This window comes from Pasteuria penetrans, from assembly GCF_900538055.1.
Lineage (GTDB): Bacteria > Bacillota > Bacilli > Thermoactinomycetales > Thermoactinomycetaceae > Pasteuria > Pasteuria penetrans.
Genome location: NZ_UZAC03000001.1, coordinates 1,720,482 through 1,738,230, shown reverse-complemented (window position 1 = coordinate 1,738,230; position 17,749 = coordinate 1,720,482). Strand labels below are relative to the sequence as shown.

The 17,749-nt window shown below is 46.3% G+C and carries 15 protein-coding genes and 3 pseudogenes; 3 read left to right on the top strand and 15 right to left on the bottom strand.

Translation table 11 applies throughout. The features are described 5' to 3' along the window. Positions 1 to 369 precede the first annotated feature (369 nt). The 12 genes and pseudogenes from dxr to PPRES148_RS12575 form a co-directional block, all read right to left on the bottom strand. Positions 370 to 1,527, bottom strand: coding sequence for a 1-deoxy-D-xylulose-5-phosphate reductoisomerase (dxr, locus tag PPRES148_RS07085; protein WP_149453841.1), 1,158 nt, complete (start codon positions 1,525 to 1,527; stop codon positions 370 to 372). A 5-nt stretch (positions 1,528 to 1,532) separates the two neighbouring features. Next, complete coding sequence (locus PPRES148_RS07080; protein ID WP_187820792.1) at positions 1,533 to 2,366, bottom strand: phosphatidate cytidylyltransferase; 834 nt, start codon at positions 2,364 to 2,366, stop codon at positions 1,533 to 1,535. A gap of 21 nt (positions 2,367 to 2,387) precedes the next feature. After that, entirely contained in the window at positions 2,388 to 3,158 is a 771-nt protein-coding gene (locus PPRES148_RS07075; protein ID WP_149453839.1) for an undecaprenyl pyrophosphate synthase, read from the bottom strand. An 89-nt stretch (positions 3,159 to 3,247) separates the two neighbouring features. After that, complete coding sequence (gene frr / locus PPRES148_RS07070; RefSeq protein ID WP_149453838.1) at positions 3,248 to 3,802, bottom strand: ribosome recycling factor; 555 nt, start codon at positions 3,800 to 3,802, stop codon at positions 3,248 to 3,250. Next, positions 3,789 to 4,529 carry a UMP kinase gene (gene pyrH, locus PPRES148_RS07065; protein ID WP_149453837.1) on the bottom strand — a complete coding sequence of 247 codons (741 nt, stop codon included), beginning with the start codon at positions 4,527 to 4,529 and terminating at the stop codon, positions 3,789 to 3,791. Before pyrH ends, frr begins: the two co-directional genes overlap by 14 nt. 69 nt (positions 4,530 to 4,598) lie before the next feature. Beyond that, entirely contained in the window at positions 4,599 to 5,213 is a 615-nt protein-coding gene (gene tsf / locus PPRES148_RS07060; protein WP_149453836.1) for a translation elongation factor Ts, read from the bottom strand. Positions 5,214 to 5,334: 121 nt separating this feature from the next. Then, positions 5,335 to 6,087, bottom strand: a complete 753-nt coding sequence (rpsB, locus tag PPRES148_RS07055; protein ID WP_149453835.1) for a 30S ribosomal protein S2 — start codon at positions 6,085 to 6,087, stop codon at positions 5,335 to 5,337. Between the two features lie 327 nt (positions 6,088 to 6,414). Continuing rightward, on the bottom strand, positions 6,415 to 7,398 hold the full coding sequence (locus tag PPRES148_RS07050) for a polysaccharide deacetylase family protein (protein WP_149453834.1): 984 nt from the start codon (positions 7,396 to 7,398) through the stop codon (positions 6,415 to 6,417). Between the two features lie 211 nt (positions 7,399 to 7,609). Further along, the gene (gene rpsU / locus PPRES148_RS07045) at positions 7,610 to 7,783 is read right to left on the bottom strand and encodes a 30S ribosomal protein S21 (RefSeq protein WP_149453833.1); all 174 of its coding nucleotides are present in this window, start codon (positions 7,781 to 7,783) and stop codon (positions 7,610 to 7,612) included. Positions 7,784 to 8,067: 284 nt separating this feature from the next. Further along, entirely contained in the window at positions 8,068 to 8,412 is a 345-nt protein-coding gene (locus PPRES148_RS07040; protein ID WP_149453832.1) for a histidine triad nucleotide-binding protein, read from the bottom strand. A gap of 4 nt (positions 8,413 to 8,416) precedes the next feature. Then, positions 8,417 to 9,091 (bottom strand): deoxyribose-phosphate aldolase, encoded by a 675-nt coding sequence (gene deoC, locus PPRES148_RS12580; RefSeq protein ID WP_246142963.1) that lies wholly within the window; start codon positions 9,089 to 9,091, stop codon positions 8,417 to 8,419. Positions 9,092 to 9,163: 72 nt separating this feature from the next. After that, positions 9,164 to 9,511: pseudogene (locus PPRES148_RS12575) on the bottom strand (NUDIX domain-containing protein); the annotation flags it as partial. 445 nt (positions 9,512 to 9,956) lie between these two features. Between PPRES148_RS12575 and PPRES148_RS07030 the strand changes: the two are divergent. From PPRES148_RS07030 to PPRES148_RS13340, 3 genes and pseudogenes are all read left to right on the top strand, one after another. Continuing rightward, the gene (locus PPRES148_RS07030) at positions 9,957 to 10,319 is read left to right on the top strand and encodes a transposase (RefSeq protein WP_149453830.1); all 363 of its coding nucleotides are present in this window, start codon (positions 9,957 to 9,959) and stop codon (positions 10,317 to 10,319) included. 871 nt (positions 10,320 to 11,190) lie between these two features. Then, the gene (locus PPRES148_RS07025) at positions 11,191 to 12,024 is read left to right on the top strand and encodes a hypothetical protein (RefSeq protein WP_149453829.1); all 834 of its coding nucleotides are present in this window, start codon (positions 11,191 to 11,193) and stop codon (positions 12,022 to 12,024) included. 30 nt (positions 12,025 to 12,054) lie between these two features. After that, positions 12,055 to 12,225 (top strand): annotated as a pseudogene (locus tag PPRES148_RS13340) (IS256 family transposase); the annotation flags it as partial. A gap of 111 nt (positions 12,226 to 12,336) precedes the next feature. Here PPRES148_RS13340 and PPRES148_RS12985 read toward each other — a convergent pair. The 3 genes and pseudogenes from PPRES148_RS12985 to PPRES148_RS12570 form a co-directional block, all read right to left on the bottom strand. Continuing rightward, positions 12,337 to 12,459, bottom strand: a complete 123-nt coding sequence (locus PPRES148_RS12985) for a hypothetical protein (protein WP_281289946.1) — start codon at positions 12,457 to 12,459, stop codon at positions 12,337 to 12,339. A 657-nt stretch (positions 12,460 to 13,116) separates the two neighbouring features. Next, complete coding sequence (locus tag PPRES148_RS07020) at positions 13,117 to 14,454, bottom strand: IS256 family transposase (RefSeq protein ID WP_149453828.1); 1,338 nt, start codon at positions 14,452 to 14,454, stop codon at positions 13,117 to 13,119. A 1,593-nt stretch (positions 14,455 to 16,047) separates the two neighbouring features. Then, positions 16,048 to 16,941 (bottom strand): annotated as a pseudogene (locus tag PPRES148_RS12570) (transposase). Positions 16,942 to 17,749: the final 808 nt, after the last annotated feature.

Here is a 17,749-nt window from a genome sequence, read left to right as displayed (position 1 = left end):
TGTTCGTCCGATGACCTGTCTCTGAATCTTCTATTTTTTTATTAATTGTTTAAATATAATATATAATAAAATCTAAATTGACCCTATTTACTCTATAGATCCATTCTCCCCCATTATTTTCCCTCCACAATGAAATATATGTATATTTTATTTACATAAATATTATTACACAATATCGATATCAGTAAAACAAATTTTGGGGTAGTAATACTTATAGACGTAAATAGGAGGGGGCTGTTCGCACCCCTCCCTATATTAAAATAGAAAAGTGAATGAGGAATAGACCGACCCTGAAACGGGTCATCAAACGAAGCAAAAAGGATAAAAAAAAGGCCCCAAAAACCCAGACACCAAATTTGGGATGCAACCTCATAACCTAGCCTGACACCAGGATAGAGTCTGAAAACGCACCTCCCTGTTGATCTCCTCCAGTGCCTCCAGCGAAGGATCCTCTTGGACAATATGTCGTTGCAAAGCCTCATTCACCCCTTCCCAAATATAGGAAAAAGGGCACTTCCCCTGCAAAAAAGTCTCCACCATAACCGTATTGGCTGAATACAACACGGCGGGAAAGGTTCCCCCCCGCCTACCCGCCTCCAGAGCCAAGGAAAAACAAGGATAACGAGCGGGGTCAAGGGTACAAAAGGAAAGTTCCAAGTTCGTCCAATCGAGGGGCTGGAGAGAAATCGGTACCCTCTCCGGGCAAGTAAGGGCATACAAAACAGCACTTCTCATGTCGGGTGGACCGAGTTGGGCAAGCCAGGTGCCATCGCAAAAACTCACCAAACCATGCACGATACTCTGCGGATGGAGAACAGCATCCAGTCGGTCATACCCTAACCCAAATAACCAATGGGCCTCCATGATCTCAAAACCCTTGTTCATCATGGTAGCTGTATTGACAGTAATCACAGCACCCATCGACCAATTGGGATGCTGTAACACCTGCTGCGGGGTTGCCTGACTCCATTGATCCGTAGGAAGATCACGCAAGGCACCCCCTGAGGCTGTCAATACCATGCGTTGAATGGAGGACCACTGTTCCCCCTGTACGCATTGCAACAGCGCCACATGCTCACTATCGATAGGCAGGAGCGTCCCCGTATGTAAACTACCCCCAGCTTGACCCACAAGGTGCCCCGCCACAACTAGGATCTCCTTATTAGCAATAGCCACCCTTTTACCCGCCTCCAAGGCTCGTAGGGTGGGCCGTAACCCTACGAGCCCCGAGGTAGCAACAATCACACGTCCCACCATGGGGGACGTCACCAACCCGTCCAAAATTTCTGTACCCGAATGAACCCTTACGGACGTTCCACTCAACCCACACCGTACTCTCTCCGCCGCTTGGGAATCTGTCATAACGACCATACTAGGCCGAAATTGAAGTGCCTGTCCTATCATTTCCGTAGCGTTCCTATGTGCTACCAACGCCTGTACCCGGAAACGGTCGGAATTCTCCGCCAGGATAGACAAAGTACTCTTGCCTACCGAACCCGTTGAACCCAGTACAACAACCTGTTCCATAAGGGTCACACCACCCTCAACAAATACAACATAAGGAAAGACAATAACATACTATCAAAACGATCTAGAATACCCCCATGACCCGGCAAGAGAAAACCAAAATCCTTCACCCCAAATGAACGCTTCCATGCAGACTGAATCAAATCACCAATAGGTGCCGCTAAAGCCACTAGAACGACCATTGAAAAAGAAAACAACCCTGGCCACCAAACCATAAGAAAAAGACCCATCACCAAGGCCATACCTACTCCACCCAGCGCCCCCTCGACCGTTTTACCCGGGCTAATCCCTAGTAGCAACGGCGTTCGCCCCCATTTTCGTCCCATAATATAGGCAGCTGTATCATTGATCCATATCATGGCAAAAACGCATAAGGAGAACAACGGACCCACCTCCCATAGGAAGAACGCCATGCTCCCAAAGCCTACACCCAAATAACATGCTGCCACCAGGATCTGGGATGCATGGGCAAAATCAACCCTATTACTGCTAGCCACACTCAGCAGAAGGAAGAAAAGGAGGGCAAAATACAGAACGTAGGGGTACTCCGAAATATTCAAAAAATCACAACCGATGATATATATAAAATAGTGTGGTAAAAAGTGAAGGAAGAGAACCAGGATAACCCCACTACCAAATAAAAATGGACCCAAGGACAGAGGTTGTACAATCGTACCGCGTTGCGCATACAAAAATTCTAGGAGAGATACCCATGCCAGGAGCAAAAGGACAACCGTATACCCCCATGGAACATACCACAGCAGAAAAAGAAAAGAGGTGCCCCCCAGGATACCCGTAAATAAACGTCTATATGACGACGTTCGTTTTGCAACCTCCAACCCTCTCAGCGCCCCCTTCGCTCAATCCACAGATCCATAACGACGCGAACGAAGCTGAAAATCCCAAAGCGCCCAATGAAATTGTTGGGCTGTAAAATCTGGCCATAAGGTATCAACAAAAAGCAGCTCACTATAGGCAAGTTGCCAAAGTAAAAAATTGCTCACCCGCATTTCACCACTCGTTCGAATGATCAGATCGGGATCAGGCAATCCCTGCGTGAGCAAATTCTGTTCAAATAAGGAGGTATCCACTTCCTCCGGGGAAATTTTACCCGCCGCCGCATCCCTTGCAATAGCCCGCACGGCCTGCACAATCTCATCCCTAGATCCATAATTGACCGCAAAATTCAAAATCATGCCTGTATTTCCACCCGTGGATCCCTCAAACTCATCTATCGTCTCCCGTGTCTTCTGGGGCAATGTAGTCCGGTCGCCAATGATCCGCACACGGACATTGAACCCCATCAATTCCGATAAATGCGATCGCAAAAGGCTAGAGGGCAAACCGAGTAAAAAATCGACTTCATCTGCAGGCCGTCGCCAATTCTCCGTTGAGAAAACGTAGAAAGTAAGCACGGGGATGGTAAGCCGATGGGCCGCACGAACGATTTCCTGAACACGCTGCACCCCGGCCTTGTGCCCTACTGTCCGATGCAGACCCCTCTGCCGCGCCCAACGTCCATTGCCGTCCGTAATGATGGCGACATGGGTGGGCAGTGGAGAGGAACGCAAATCCTCCTGCAACCTTTTATCGTCTTCCTCGTCCCCCTTACGATCGCGCCAGCGTTTCATGGACGATACCCACATAAGCACTCCTCCGAAGTCAACCTTACCCCACGTCCGGGACTACTTATCTATGCCCAAATCTAATTAAAAATATTTCATGCATTGGTTATTTCTTTCTCTTTTGAATCAACAATATACTCTATATCCTTCTTGAAGCCATCCGCCAATTTTTGTATGGATTCCTGGGCACGCCGGGACGAATCCTCTGGGAGGGTACCTTTTTTCTCGGACTTTTTTATTTCCTCGATAGCATCTCTCCGCACACCCCGGAGAACAACCTTCGATTTCTCACCCATCTGACGGGCTGCTTTAGCCATTTCCTGTCGCCGTTCCTGGCTCAGGGCCGGTAGAGGAATCCGTAACGTTTGTCCATCATCATTGGGCGTAAGACCCAAATTAGCCTTAAGAATGGAACGCTCAATTTCAGGGAGCATAGCGCGGTCGAAAGGCTGAACCACCAGCAAACGTGCCTCCGGGGCAGAAACTGTTGCCACATGATGAAGGGGGGACTCACCCCCATAACAGGGCACCCTAACCCTATCCAACATGGCGGGATTAGCCCGTCCGGAACGCAACGTACTGAGCTCCCTTTTCAGTGCCTCCAATGCCTTTTCCATTCGCCCACGGGCTCGTTCCTCAATGGCTTGCATGATCCACTTCCCCCTTGATCATCGTACCAATCCGTTCACCTACCACCACACGCCGAATATTTCCCACCCTTGCAATATCGAAAACGACCAACGGAATATTATTATCCATACACAATGAGGAGGCCGTTGCATCCATTACACGCAGATCTTGGTTCAAAATCTGTCGATGCGTTAACATATCATACTTCCGGGCTGTGGGATCTCGTGAGGGGTCCACCGTATAAACACCATCAATATTGTGCTTAGCCATCAAAATGACATCAGCCTCAATATCGGCCGCCCGTAAGGCTGCTGTTGTATCCGTGGAAAAAAAAGGACTACCAATACCACCACCAAAAATAACAACCCGCCCCTTCTCCAAATGACGAACGGCACGGCGACGGATATAGGGCTCTGCAATCTGCCGCATCTCGATTGCCGTCTGCAAACGTGTGGGCACCTGTATCTTTTCCAGTGCATCCTGCAAAGCAAGCGAATTGATCATGGTTGCCAGCATACCCATATAATCGGCCGTAGCCCTATGCATACCGCGTTCCGCATTGATTTGACCACGCCAAAAATTACCTCCACCCACCACAACAGCCACCTGCACCCGAAGAGCCACGACATCTTGAATCTGCTTTGCCAATGAAGCCGTCACAACAGGGTCCACGCCACAACCCTGCGACCCAGCTAAGGCCTCACCACTCAGTTTAAGCATGACCCTCTGGTATAGGGACTTTTTCAAAGATTCACCCCCCACAACCGCAAAAAAAGGACAACACGAGCCTACGTGTTCTCCCGCGCTAACTCAAAACTAGGTTTCACCATCCATTCCTTCCCCCACGACAAAGCGGACAAAACGACGCACGGTAACATTTTCACCCAATTGCGCAATCTTCTCCTTCACCAAATCACCCACCGTTTTACTATTATCCCTAACAAAGGGTTGATCCAACAAACAAATTTCTTGACAATACTTACGCAACCGACCCTCCACCATCCGATCAACCACCGCAGGTGGTTTCCCTTCACGCATTGCCTGCTTTTTCAAAACCTCCCTTTCTTGTTCAAGGGCCTCGGCGGGAACCTCACCATGGTGTACATACTGGGGCTGCATAGCAGCGACATGCATGGCTACATCACGCACAAGGGAACGAAACTCCTTCGTTCTGGCAACAAAATCGGTCTCACAATTGACCTCCACAAGCACCCCAATGCGGCCCTCACCATGTATGTACGAATCAACAATACCTTCCCGCGTTGCACGATCCCCTTTCCTCAATGCCCCAGCAATTCCTCGTTCACGCAGATAAGAAACCGACTTTTCCATATCCCCTTGCATGGACTCCAGGGCCTTTTTACAATCCATGAAACCCGCACCTGTCCTCTTACGTAACTCCTTCACCTTCTCCGCTGATATAGCTGCCAAACCTAAACACCCCCCCTTATCATAAAAAAAATCTCAAACAACCCCCTGTGGACCCCTGCACGCAGGGAACGGGAAAACCGGATCTCAAACCCGGGCCCCCACCCCCTCTTCAAGAAATTCCCTATGGGCTGGCAGAAGCCACAGCTTGAGACTGGGATCTTGACCCCCCCGAACCGGAGGACGCGTGCTGTTCCCCCTGACGTCCCTCCAACATGGCATCAGCAATCCTACCCGTAAAGAGGCGAACAGCACGAATGGCATCATCGTTACCCGGGATAATGTAATCAATTTCATCAGGATCACAATTGGTATCCACAATGGCAACAATAGGAATGCGCAACTTCCTTGCCTCGGCAACAGCAATCCTCTCCTTACGAGGGTCGATGATAAAGACCATATCAGGCAAACGACGCATATCCCTGATGCCACCGAGGAACTTCTCCAAACGATTGCGTTCCTTCAACAAAAGAACAACCTCACGTTTGGGAAGGAGACCGAAGGTTCCCTCCTCCTCCATCCTTACCAGACTCTGCAACCGATCAATACGTTTACGAATCGTCTGGAAATTGGTCAACGTCCCCCCCAGCCAACGGTGATTGACAAAGAAATTTCCACAACGCGTCGCTTCTTCCCGAACAGCGTCCTGCGCCTGCTTTTTTGTACCTACCATAAGGATGGTACCACCAGAGCGCGCCACATCCCGTACAAACTGATAGGCCTGATCCATCATCTTTACCGTTTTCTGTAAGTCAATGATATAAATATTGTTTCTATTGGTAAAGATGTATTGCGCCATTTTCGGATTCCAACGACGCGTTTGATGACCGAAATGGACGCCAGCCTCCAACAACTGCTTCATAGAAACGACTGCCATGAACAAAAACACCTTTCCTGTGGTAGATTAGGTTGAACCTCCGCGCACGGAAAAACAATACAATCTACTACCATATCCTCATGGTAGCACCTATACACCCCTACACACGTACGCGTGCGAAATCATCGTCCACCGAACTACCCTACCCCGAAGGGAGGGCAAAACGGGTCAAGAAGCAAGACGAAGTGTACCATGTTTTTCTTCTAAACACAAGGGTGGAGTGATCCGTATCCCGCGTCCCGTTTCCAAACGAGTGAACCACGGGGAAATTATTCCCCATAAAAATAAAATCTGTCCACAGCATCAAAAACGCACGAAAACTGCCCATCATCCAGAGCTATTCTCGTGCATTTTCACCCCATGGGCTGGATCCATGGCCGGAAGATAGTAATCACTAGACAAAACCTCACCTACACTCCCCATACGCAAATGACGATCCTGGGCTAGGGAAAGAATAGCTGGTAAGGCACGTACCGTACTGGGTGTCGGGTGCATAAGAATCAACGAACCTGACTGAATTTTCCCACCCACCCGATTGATAATCCTCTCTGGTGTGGCATCCTTTCGCCAATCCACAGTATCACAGCTCCACAGAATCGTTACCATTCCCTGACGACGAGCCTCATCCACGGTACGCTGATCAAAACTACCAGCTGGGGGGGCGAAGAGGTAGCTTCGAATACCAAGCATCTCCTGCAGCAAAGCCCTTGTCCTCTGCATGGTACGGGTAATTTTCCCCAGATCAGCCTGTTCCAGCAACGAATGATTGTAACCATGGTTACCAATTTCGTGCCCCCCGTCGAGAAGACGCCGGGCTTCTACAGGATGATCCTTCAACCAAAACCCGTCCAGAAAAAAGGTCGCCCTTAGCCCCTTATGTTGCAAAATACGCAAAATTCCATCCAAATGTTCCGTTCCCCAAGCCACATTGAACATCAAACCCACTGCATTCTTTCGAGGGTTGCCCCGATACACGGGCAAAGCAGACAAACTATGAAGTTGCACCACGGGGGGAATACTCCGCCATACGTTCACGATTCCCCGACCTCTGGATTGTTTTGTACGCTGAAAGGTAGCCTCCTCATCAATCCGATAACCATTCAAACCCGGAACAGCCTTCCAGATCTTATCAACATAGGCATCCTCGGGAGGAACATAATGGGCCCTGGCATGCTGGGTAATCCGTTTCCGTAGGTATTCATCCCCATCTACAAACCACAACATCTCTGTATCAAAACCCGCGAGAACCGCCCCCAACAAGGGGAACCATATCCCTACACGCACCCAGGGAGAGGAAAAAGCTGAGTACAAAAGTATGCCCACCCTACCCTTTTTCTTCCTACCCTATGCACATTGTCTCATAGGTATTCCCCCAGTCCCAATACAAACCATCGGGACCCCACATGAGAACAACCAGGGGCCATCCACACACCAGTTATGATTTCATTCCTACACAACACCAAAACCCTTCCCCCGATTTGCAGGTGAAAGGGACAAATTTCCTCAACCTGGAGGTTTTTTCCTATCGCTTCTTACGTCGCGCCGCCTCTGCTTTACGCTTACGTTTCACACTCGGCTTCTCATGCCGCTCACGCCGCCGAACTTCAGACAAAACACCATCCCTAGCGCAGGAGCGCTTGAAACGGCGCAGGGCACTATCTAGAGATTCATTGCCCCTTACGCGTGTCTCAACCAACCTTGTTCCCTCCCTCCAAAGGACCGATCAGCTGGCGAGGTAAGAATACCATGATGTTCAGCGAGCTCCTCAAAATATCGCCGGCCGTTTTACCGATCCGATGCCCACTCTACCTTCTGTTCCACCATTAGGAATACGGGAATCAAGGAGAGAGTACCGCAAGAGTTGCATGCAACTGTTTTCCACGGTTTCTACCCCCGGAGCACAGCGGCCACAATTTCATGGCAACGATCGACAAAATACCTTATCCATTCTACCATAAACCATGGAAGGATGTCAAAAACCTAACCGGGTGGCCACGCAAGGGGACGGCCAGCCAGAACATGAAAATGGAGGTGTTGTACCGTCTGACCCCCGTCTTCCCCCACGTTGACTACAATACGAAACCCCCCCTCCTCTAAGCCCAGAGCCCGTACAGTAGCACGAACCCCCTGCAGTAGTTTACCCGCCAAGGACGATTCCGCTTCATCTAAGGACACAAAGGAGGACAAATGTTGCTTGGGAATCACCAATACATGGGTAGGAGCCACAGGCATGGTATCGTGGAAAGCTAAAACCTCCCCATCCTCATAAACCCTTCGGGATGAAAGTTCGTTCCTAACAATTTGGCAAAATAAACAGGACTGCACCAGATCAACCCACCCCTTCCCGCATAATATTCTCACCCACGCTCGTTCCCAACCGATCCGCACCTGCCATCAAAAGTTCATACGCAAACTTTGAATCGCGAATTCCACCGGAAGCCTTCACCGCCACCTTATCCCCCACGGCATCCACCATGGCCCGTATGGCCCCTACTGAAGCCCCACGGGGCCCGAAACCTGTTGCCGTCTTTACAAAATGGGCACCACCCTGCACGGCCAACTGGCACGCCCGGTTCAACTCGGTTGCGTCCAGATAACCCACTTCTAGAATCACTTTCACCAGGCAACCCTTAGCCACACCAACTACCGCGTGTATATCGTCCACGACTTGTTGGTATTCCCCGCTCTTAAAAGCGCCGAGGTTGAGAACCATATCCAACTCACTCGCACCATCGTGGACTGCCGTTCTCGCCTCCGCAACCTTGGCCGTTGTAGAGGTGGATCCCAAAGGGAAACCGATGACTGTACCTACTGCAACACCACTCCCCCGCAGAACCTCGGAGGCACAACGAACCCAGGTAGGCAATATACAGACGGATGCAAATTGGTGTCTACGCGCCGCATCGCACAATGCCACGATATCGGAGCGTGTAGCTGCTGGCGCGAGTAGGGTGTGATCCAAACGAGCCCCCAAAGACGGCTGTTGACCATGAAGAAGCGCCATGCGGGCAAGGGCCCGACTAAGAACCACGCCCTGGAGAATATACCCGCGCTGTCTTTGTTGCTGCAAGACCGTTTCGGCGGAATACCACTCGAGGGAGGCAATCTCCCTGGTTTGCGGTGTGGCTTCCCCCCCTATCCACTCCAAAAGAAAAAAGGACACTTCCTTCCCTACCATGCGATCATTCTTTTCGAGATAATCATAACGTATATCCAACAAGTGCCCTAGGGAACGGGTCTCCAAACCCGTCTCCTCCTTCACTTCCCGTAACGCTGTCTCCAACAGTGTCTCCTGCCCTTCCCGCTTCCCTTTGGGAAGCGAAAGGTACCCATAGGAATCAGTGACCAGCAAAACCTCTATCCTGCCTTCCTTATTCCGGCGGTATACTACTCCGCCTGCAGCAATCTCCTGCCGAGATACCATATAGCCAAGCCTCCTCGCCTCCGGAGTTTACCATAATCGAGATTATCCCAACAATGATCGATCCCGTACTAAAACAGGGGCCCCACTCTGAATTCCCACACCCATCATCCGTGCCCCGTCCGTTCCTTCTTGTTCCCCCTTCATAGGGGAAACCCCCTATCCCAAATTCCACATACCATGGTGTTGGTGCGTGAATTAAAAATCAGTTGATTTTGTTTTTTTCAATATTAATTATATTTCAAAATAAAATGTATTGATTCACAATAATTAATTATTTGTTTGTATATTTAAGAATATTATTATAAATATCGGTAGCCTAACCATAATCGGAGAACCGAGCTTCTATGGATAATATAATTTATTAGAAGTATATGTAGTTATTTTTATAAATCCGCAAAAGCCCACTTTCTATTTTTATTGGAACCCCAAGAAACAATTGTGAGCCTTGTTAACCGCACCAGCACCATGTATTGGCAAACCCAACAAAACGGGGGGAAGAACCATAAGATTGACCGACCGAACGTACTCAGCGGCGGAACAAAGGGATCAATGGAAGCAGTCCAAATACAGAGAAGCAGGGAATCGTCGTGCGGCCATTGAGGGCGTTTGCTCTGCACTAAAAAATGCCTATGGCGCCCGCCGACTTAAGGTGCGTGGTGAACAGAGAGCTAGGTTGACAATGTTCGCAAAATGTGTAGCATATAACACATCCCAAGTCTCCGAAATATATAGTAAAATTTATAAGAATAAGAAGGAGGTATGCAATATAGTGATTACTATACATCATAATTTCATATTCATAAAATAATCGTAAATATAAGCCGGTCTATTTATCGTGCTAAGATGTGCGGAATATGGAATTCATTTCCACAATCATGGGTTCAAAAACCGAGTTCCCATGGTCATAGTATAAATCCAACCATAAGCGTTATGTTTCATTGTATCCGGTCCAAAACATTCATACTATTCAATTTTTTATTTACATTACAAATTATCTATACATATTATATAAAATAAATTCATTAATTGTTATCAATCGATACATCTTATTTTTAAATGTAATTAATATCAGAAAAAACCAAATAAACTGATTTTTAATTCACGCACCAGCACCATGTATGAATAAAGCTTGCTGCTATCCCGATGACAGGGCTGCTTATCGGATATCCACCCTCTTCTGTCTCCGTTATCACCAAAAACGGCGAGAAAGAACGGACCAGAAGACAGCATGAACCATAGGGATTGGGAAGAAAGGGGACCGTGCAATTTCTTGTGGGGAATGCCCCATCTATGAATCTAGTCTCACCTTTTGGTAAAGCAATTGGATAACATAATAACATTCTTTTATGACACTGTTACTGTTTTTGTATCCTCGGGGGATGTTCCTTATTTCATATGAATTTTTATAAAATTTTTATTAGGACCCTGCCCGGAAGACGAACATGGTGTGTCACATAAGATCCATTCTGTTTATGGTACGTACAAAAACAACAAAAAATCCGTAATGTTGTCAACATTACGGATAGGACGGAACCTTGTTCCCTTACCATGGACAAAGCGATCCGATCAACAAGAGGAATGAAAGTTATCGTTATTATGTAAAAAGAGGATGACTCATGCCCCCTGCCTCTGGTAGAATATTGATCACCAACAGACAATAAACTAAGAGGAGGGAAAACATGAGCATCTATACCCATGATACAACACGATCAGGAAAAATCAATATCCAGAAAGAAGAACTATGGATAGCTAGAAGTTCGATGGAGATAGGCGACCTGTCCATTGACTTCCCGTATTATGGAAAAACACCGAAAAGTCCGTGTCCCTTCTGTCATAGCCATAATGTCTTGATAGATGAGAAATTGATTCTCACCGCTAGGACCATAAGGGCAATGGTGGACAGAAATCTGGTCCTAGCCAACAGGACCACAGCAATAGCGAACGAAAATATGGTCCTAGCCAACCGAACAACGGCAATAGTGAACGAAAATCCGATCCTGGCCAACAGGACAATGGCAGTGGCAAACGAGAAACTGGCCCTGGCCAACAAGACAATGGCAATAGCAAACGAGAAACTGGCCCTGCTGGCCAACAAGACAATGGCCATGGCAAACGAAAAACTGGCCCTGGCCAACAAGACAATGGCCATGGCAAACGAAAAACTGGCCCTAGCCAACAAGACAATGGCCATGGCGGTGGGGAATAAGAACACAAAATGGGCTGCGGGAGCCAGTGAGATTGGGAAATTCTGTGGTACGAATCCGGTGGCCCCTGCCTCCCAAGAATACGAAACCGTAACGGGGAGGGGTCTGAATACGAAAACGGAACCCAATCCACTGATCGATGGTTCTCCATCCATAACTTTGTGTGACAGAAAAGATAAGGATCCGGGGGATGCACGATCCGTATCCGAAGAGGATGGATATCATCAATTGCACGATCCAAAAGTTCGGGATCGACTCTTACGTGCCCAACGTTTCCTCGATGATCTCAAAGAGGGGATTACCTTGTAGGGTCCCAAGGAGTGGGAGGAATCTAGGCATCTGATCGAGAAACTGCTATCACTGTGTTGTCCATCGAACCACAAGGAACAAGCGAAGGATTCCCTTCCCCTAAATGACATGACTAGCCTTATGTTCCATCACGACGGTGGTAGTATTTTGGTGCGTGCACTGATTGGATTGTTGAAAAACGCATGGATCCCAGAGATAGACCGGTTCAACCCCCGGTTTTTGGTCCACCACGGTCCAATAGTTCAACATCTTCCCAGTGGGGGTGCGGAACAGGATCAATCCCCATTTTTTATATAGTAACTCCTATATTTATCATTCATAACTTGTTCGTTCCCTTAGGCTCGTGATCATCCCTTTCCCACTGCCTCCCAATTCATCAACCGATGTCACAATCTCCCGCGCTCGCGGGGTGTAAGCAGCTACAACAATACCCATGGGAAAACCCATTTGGGAATACCGGAGAACGGTTCAAGGGATTGTTTCGTCCCTGTGTCTTCTCTACCGTGCATCCCACCATCTCTACCATCCATTCTCAGACGCAGTCAACTGCCTCGCGTGGTTATCAACAAGTTGATACCACCCGAAGCCGTTAGTATGTGGGGGGATAATGAATAGAGGGGGGAAATAATGGCGAGAATGAGTTAAATAAATAATAATTTCATTTATAATGTCTTTATTATGTTAAACATATAGATTAATGATAAACAAAATATGTCTTTTTATTTTTATATTGAATAGAAAGTTTAATATTGTATTTAGATCACTTTTACAACTCTAGATCGTTCCCCAGATGGGACTTGTTTCATAATTTTTCTGTACTCGTGGGGTGTCAGATTTCGGTGATATCCCTTTTTCGGTTGTAATCTCCCCCTGGTTGACTTTCTTGGGTTCCCCATCCTTCGGAAATCATATCATCGTAATGAATTATAACCATTGACATACATAATAAAAGTTAAAATTACACAATAATTTAAAAATTATGATAAAACATAAAAAATTACTGTAAATGGCAACTATGTAAAAAAATGGAAGCCATACCCATACCCAGGGTAGTTTGGTTTTCCTGAAAATAAATGTAAGAATATTCTTTTTTTAGTGTGAAGATAGGGGATACATGGCAGGGATAGCGAATTCTCCCAGCCCCCATGCGGACACAGAGTGATTATCCATTCCACTAAGTTTCTTTGCCTGCTCTAAGTTGAAATTTTTATACACGGAATCAATCACCCTTTGGAATGAATCAAGGGTAGGATAACAGCTCACTCCATTCGTATAACGTCTGGCCTCTCTGTGATTTCTTTCTAAGGAACCCGTTGTACGATTCTGAACAGCATCCGCTAGGTCGTAATCGAGATACGTTGTCACATCATCAAAGGAAGCCCATAAACCTTCAACGAGCTTGGGCAACTTGGATTGATAGTCATCACTAAAGCGTATCAAGCCATGAAGGGCCTCTTTTTTGTCAAGAACATGAAAAATGTCTTGATAAATCCGGCTTCGGATGGGTTCCCACTTCACTCCTTTTTTTCTCGGTCTATCCTTTCTGAAGGCCTGGTAAAGATTCACCATTTTGTGGAATTGACACCCTTGAAAACCTGCTTCGGGATATACTTGGCTCAGCGCCTTTCTGATTCCCTTATGACCATCAGCAATAAAAAGGGTATCAGGACCCATCCGTAAACCACGGTCGTAAACATTTTGGAGGGCTTCATACCAAGTTTCAGCTGTTTCGGGGGGATTTACCAAACTTGATAAAACCTCATCTGTTTTTATCCCTGATGTATTTTTCCTACTTGCTTTTATGACATAGACAGCTACTTTCCCGAATCCACGAACGGGTTTGTAGTAAGCATCCACCTTTACGGTCCTAATTTCATGCGGGTTTCTTATGGGTTCCTCATTGAATCCTCTATTCTCTTCCTTTAGATGTCCCATAAGTAATCTTGACACAGTGGAGCGTGAGATTTTTGATCGCAGAATATCATTCGACAATTCGGATATTTTTTTTATGGACATACCGGCCTTACGTAAGGAGGAAAGAATATCTATACACGACTTCGTATATTTTTTGTAGGGTTTAGTAACCGCAGATCGGAAATGCCCTTTTCTTGGCTGGGGGTCATAGTAAACCACAATTCCTTTGCTGGTGCGTTTTTTACGTTTTTTATAACCATTTCGGTCTACTTTTGGGAAATCGGGACCCCTTTGGTGTTTCTCCCGTCCACCTAAAATTTGTTTTTTAAACTGATAATTGGCTATAAAAGTATAAGCCCTCCCCATGGAACCAGGAGCCCATTCAGAATCTTCCTCGATCTCTTCCACTACATGGGGGATGGATTCCTGAAGCGATAATCCTTTCTGTTCGTAATGTTGTATACGTTCTTCTATCCTTTTTTCCATTCTGTCTATATCCAAGTCAATTGGAATCATAAAACCAACCTTTCCTATATTAAGTTTTTCATTTCAGAAACCAAGCGGTTGTCCTCTATACATTTCCCCACTCTTGTCTTGTATTTCCCTTTTCTATCTCACCTAACCCTGTTGATCATCATGCATATCGTGGAGGATCCAGAAGGGATCATGGAACAGAGTTTTTGAGTAGAGGATCGACTGTTTCCCAAGAGCAATAGCGGGAATTGCGTATGTAAAAGTGAGAAGGACTATAGGGTCGCATAGGGCTACATAAGGGCAACGACAGTCATAGAAGAACCCCCCCTTCCCCACAAGGGAGAGGGATAAAGGAAGGCCATGCAGAGCAGCGCCATTCTGGAGCCCCCACGATGGGGAAGCCAGGCGCCATTACACAATGGGCCAGGCCAACACAAACAACAATGGTGAGTTGGGGGGAGGAGGGGTAGGGGCGCGAAAACCCCCTGGCCTAGGCCAGGGGGCAAGGGGAAAAGAACAAAAACACAAGGGAATCAAAACAAAAGATCAAGGGACTAAAGGCAAAAACAGAGACCAAAAACAGGGGGAGGGAGAGCTTTAGGTTCTACTGAGATTCCCGTTTCGTGTAGGAGGGACGTTTTGCTGACCTATGGATTCCTCCAGAGGGAACCCTCTGATTAAAATAAAATTATTCTGAAGATATATCTAACCACGATTCCGAGAAAAAGCACCCCTATAATGCCTTTTGTGCTATTTACAATATGATTTAACAATAAATTTCTATCTATTTATTAAAAACATAAAAACAATTGTTAATCGAAAAGACGCAAATAGGGAATTTTTAGGGACCACAGACTACCCGCTCTTGAATCTTACAGCGGAAAGTGGGATATGACCGATCCCTTCGGGGGAAGAATCTAGGGGATCCCGTCGGTGATGTACGGAATTCCTGAATGTAGGTTCGATTAGATTCCGGGGGCGTCACTGTGGGTACCCCTGTTGGTCCCCCGGTTTATCAAGGTCCCATGAGTATACAAGGATCTCCGAAAACAGGTGCCACTGCCTCCCTGGGTTTCGGATTCCCCGCGCAAGGGTCTGTACAATTTAGGCCCAGTCCTGATCCGGATACCGCATCTGTTAGCGATTTCCCGCTGGTCTCTCCCTAGGTTCCACAAGGTCTGATACACCACCGGGGTATGATATGGGTGCCAGTGGAACTTCCCAATCCCCTGGGTCTAATGGAAGAGACGGAATCCCTAACACTGCAATGTAAGTGTGCAAGTGTTACCGGGCCTTTGGGAACCCCCAACAAGGTTTTACAGGCCTCACAAGTACACATTATGGGGATCATCAACATCTGAATCTGACACGATAGGGGCAATCCTTGTATCATATTCATAATTATCAAATAAAAATAATAATATAAATGCATCTATGAATATATATTAAATCATACCCAATGAGGCCTGAAAGGTATAGAGAAAGATAGATACAAGGGTTCGGGTTGGATTCCCAATTAACATTTTTAAACAAATAAAACCATGCTCCTTACTGGAGCGGGTTTTTTGACGTATGGAGGTTCCGTACAGAAAGATCTGACCGTCCCCACATCATCAAAGGAAGCCCATAGACCCTTCAACGAGGCTTGGGCAAACTGGATTGATAGTCATCACTAAAGCGTATCAAGCCACGAAGGGCCTCCTTTTTGTCAAGAACGTGAAAAATGTCTTGATAAATCCGGCTTCGGATGGGTTCCCACTTTATTCCTTTTTTTCTCGATTGATCCTTTTTGAAGGTCTGGTAAAGATTCACCATTTTGTGGAACTGACACCCTTGAAAACCTGCTTCGGGATATACCTGGCTCAGTGCCTTTCTAATTCCCTTGTGACCATCAGCAATAAAAGGAGTATCGGGACCACCCATCCGTAGACCGCGATCGTAAACATTTTGGAGGGCTTCACGCCAAGTCTCAGCTGTTTCGGGGAAATGGACCAAACTGGATAAAACCTCATCCGTTTTGATCCCTGATGTGTTTTTCCTACTCGCCTTTATGACATAGACAGCTACTTTCCCGAATCCACGAACGGGTTTGTAGTAGGCATCCACTTTTACGGTCCTAATTTCATGCGGGTTTCTTATGGGTTCCTCATTGAATCCCCTATTCTATTCATTTAGATGTCCTATAAGTAATCTTGATACAATGGAGCATGAGATTTTTGATCGAAGAATATCATTTGAAAATTTGGATATTTTTTTTATGGACATACCAGCCTTACGTAAGGAGGAAAGGATATCTGCACACGACTTCGTGCATTTTTTGTAGGGTTTAGTAACCGCAGATCGGAAATGACCTTTTCTTGGCTGCGGGTCATAGTAAACCACAATTCCTTTGCTGGTGCGTTTTTTACGTTTTTTATAACCATTTCGAGCTACTTTCGGGAAATCAGGACCTCTTTGGTGTCTCTCTCGGCCACCCAAAACTTGTTTTTTAAACTGATCATTGGCTATAAAAGTATAAGCCACCCCCATGGAACCAGGACCCCATTCAGAATCTTCCTCGATCTCTTTCACTACATGGGGGATGGATTCCTGTAGCAACAAACCCTTTTGTTCGTAATGTTGTATACGTTCTTCAATATTTTTTTCCATTCTGTTTATATCCAAACCAATTGGAATCATAAGATCAACCTTCCTATCTTAAGGTTTTCATTTCAAAAAACTGAGCGTATGTTTCCTCTATCTATTTCCCCACTCTTGTCTTGTATTTCCCTTTTCTATCTCACCTAACCCCTAAGAATCGCCTTTTTTTCCCAATCCCTATAGGATTCATAATAAGAATGGATGAGAGGAGGCCGGAAGACGGGAACGAATTTTCTATCTATACAAATTAATAAAATAATTATGCCTAAAAAAATACAGGGAAAGGTCACCCAAAGGGATCAAACAGGTAGGACTAAAAATCCCCTCAGAAAATGCACACACCCGTTCGGATGCTGCCCTCCCCCAGAAAAGGGTACCTTTTAACCCCAAAGTACTTACACACGAAGTACTTACGCATACTAATTAATAATATAAACATTTTCCAAAACATGTCATTTAATTTACAAAAATACTCTAATAAGTCTGATATTTTTTTCGGAAAAGGCACCAGTTATTCTTTTTTATAATTATGTAGAATATACTTGTTAATGTTGTCGTTTAGTCATCATTTTTTTTGCTCTTGCTTTGAGTGTACTCACGACGTGCACTTTCCAAATGTTTGTCAATTTGAATATTTCTACAGATCTCTTTGCATGATGTGAAAAATTTTGGAAAGTTTTTACTAAACCAAGGGGAA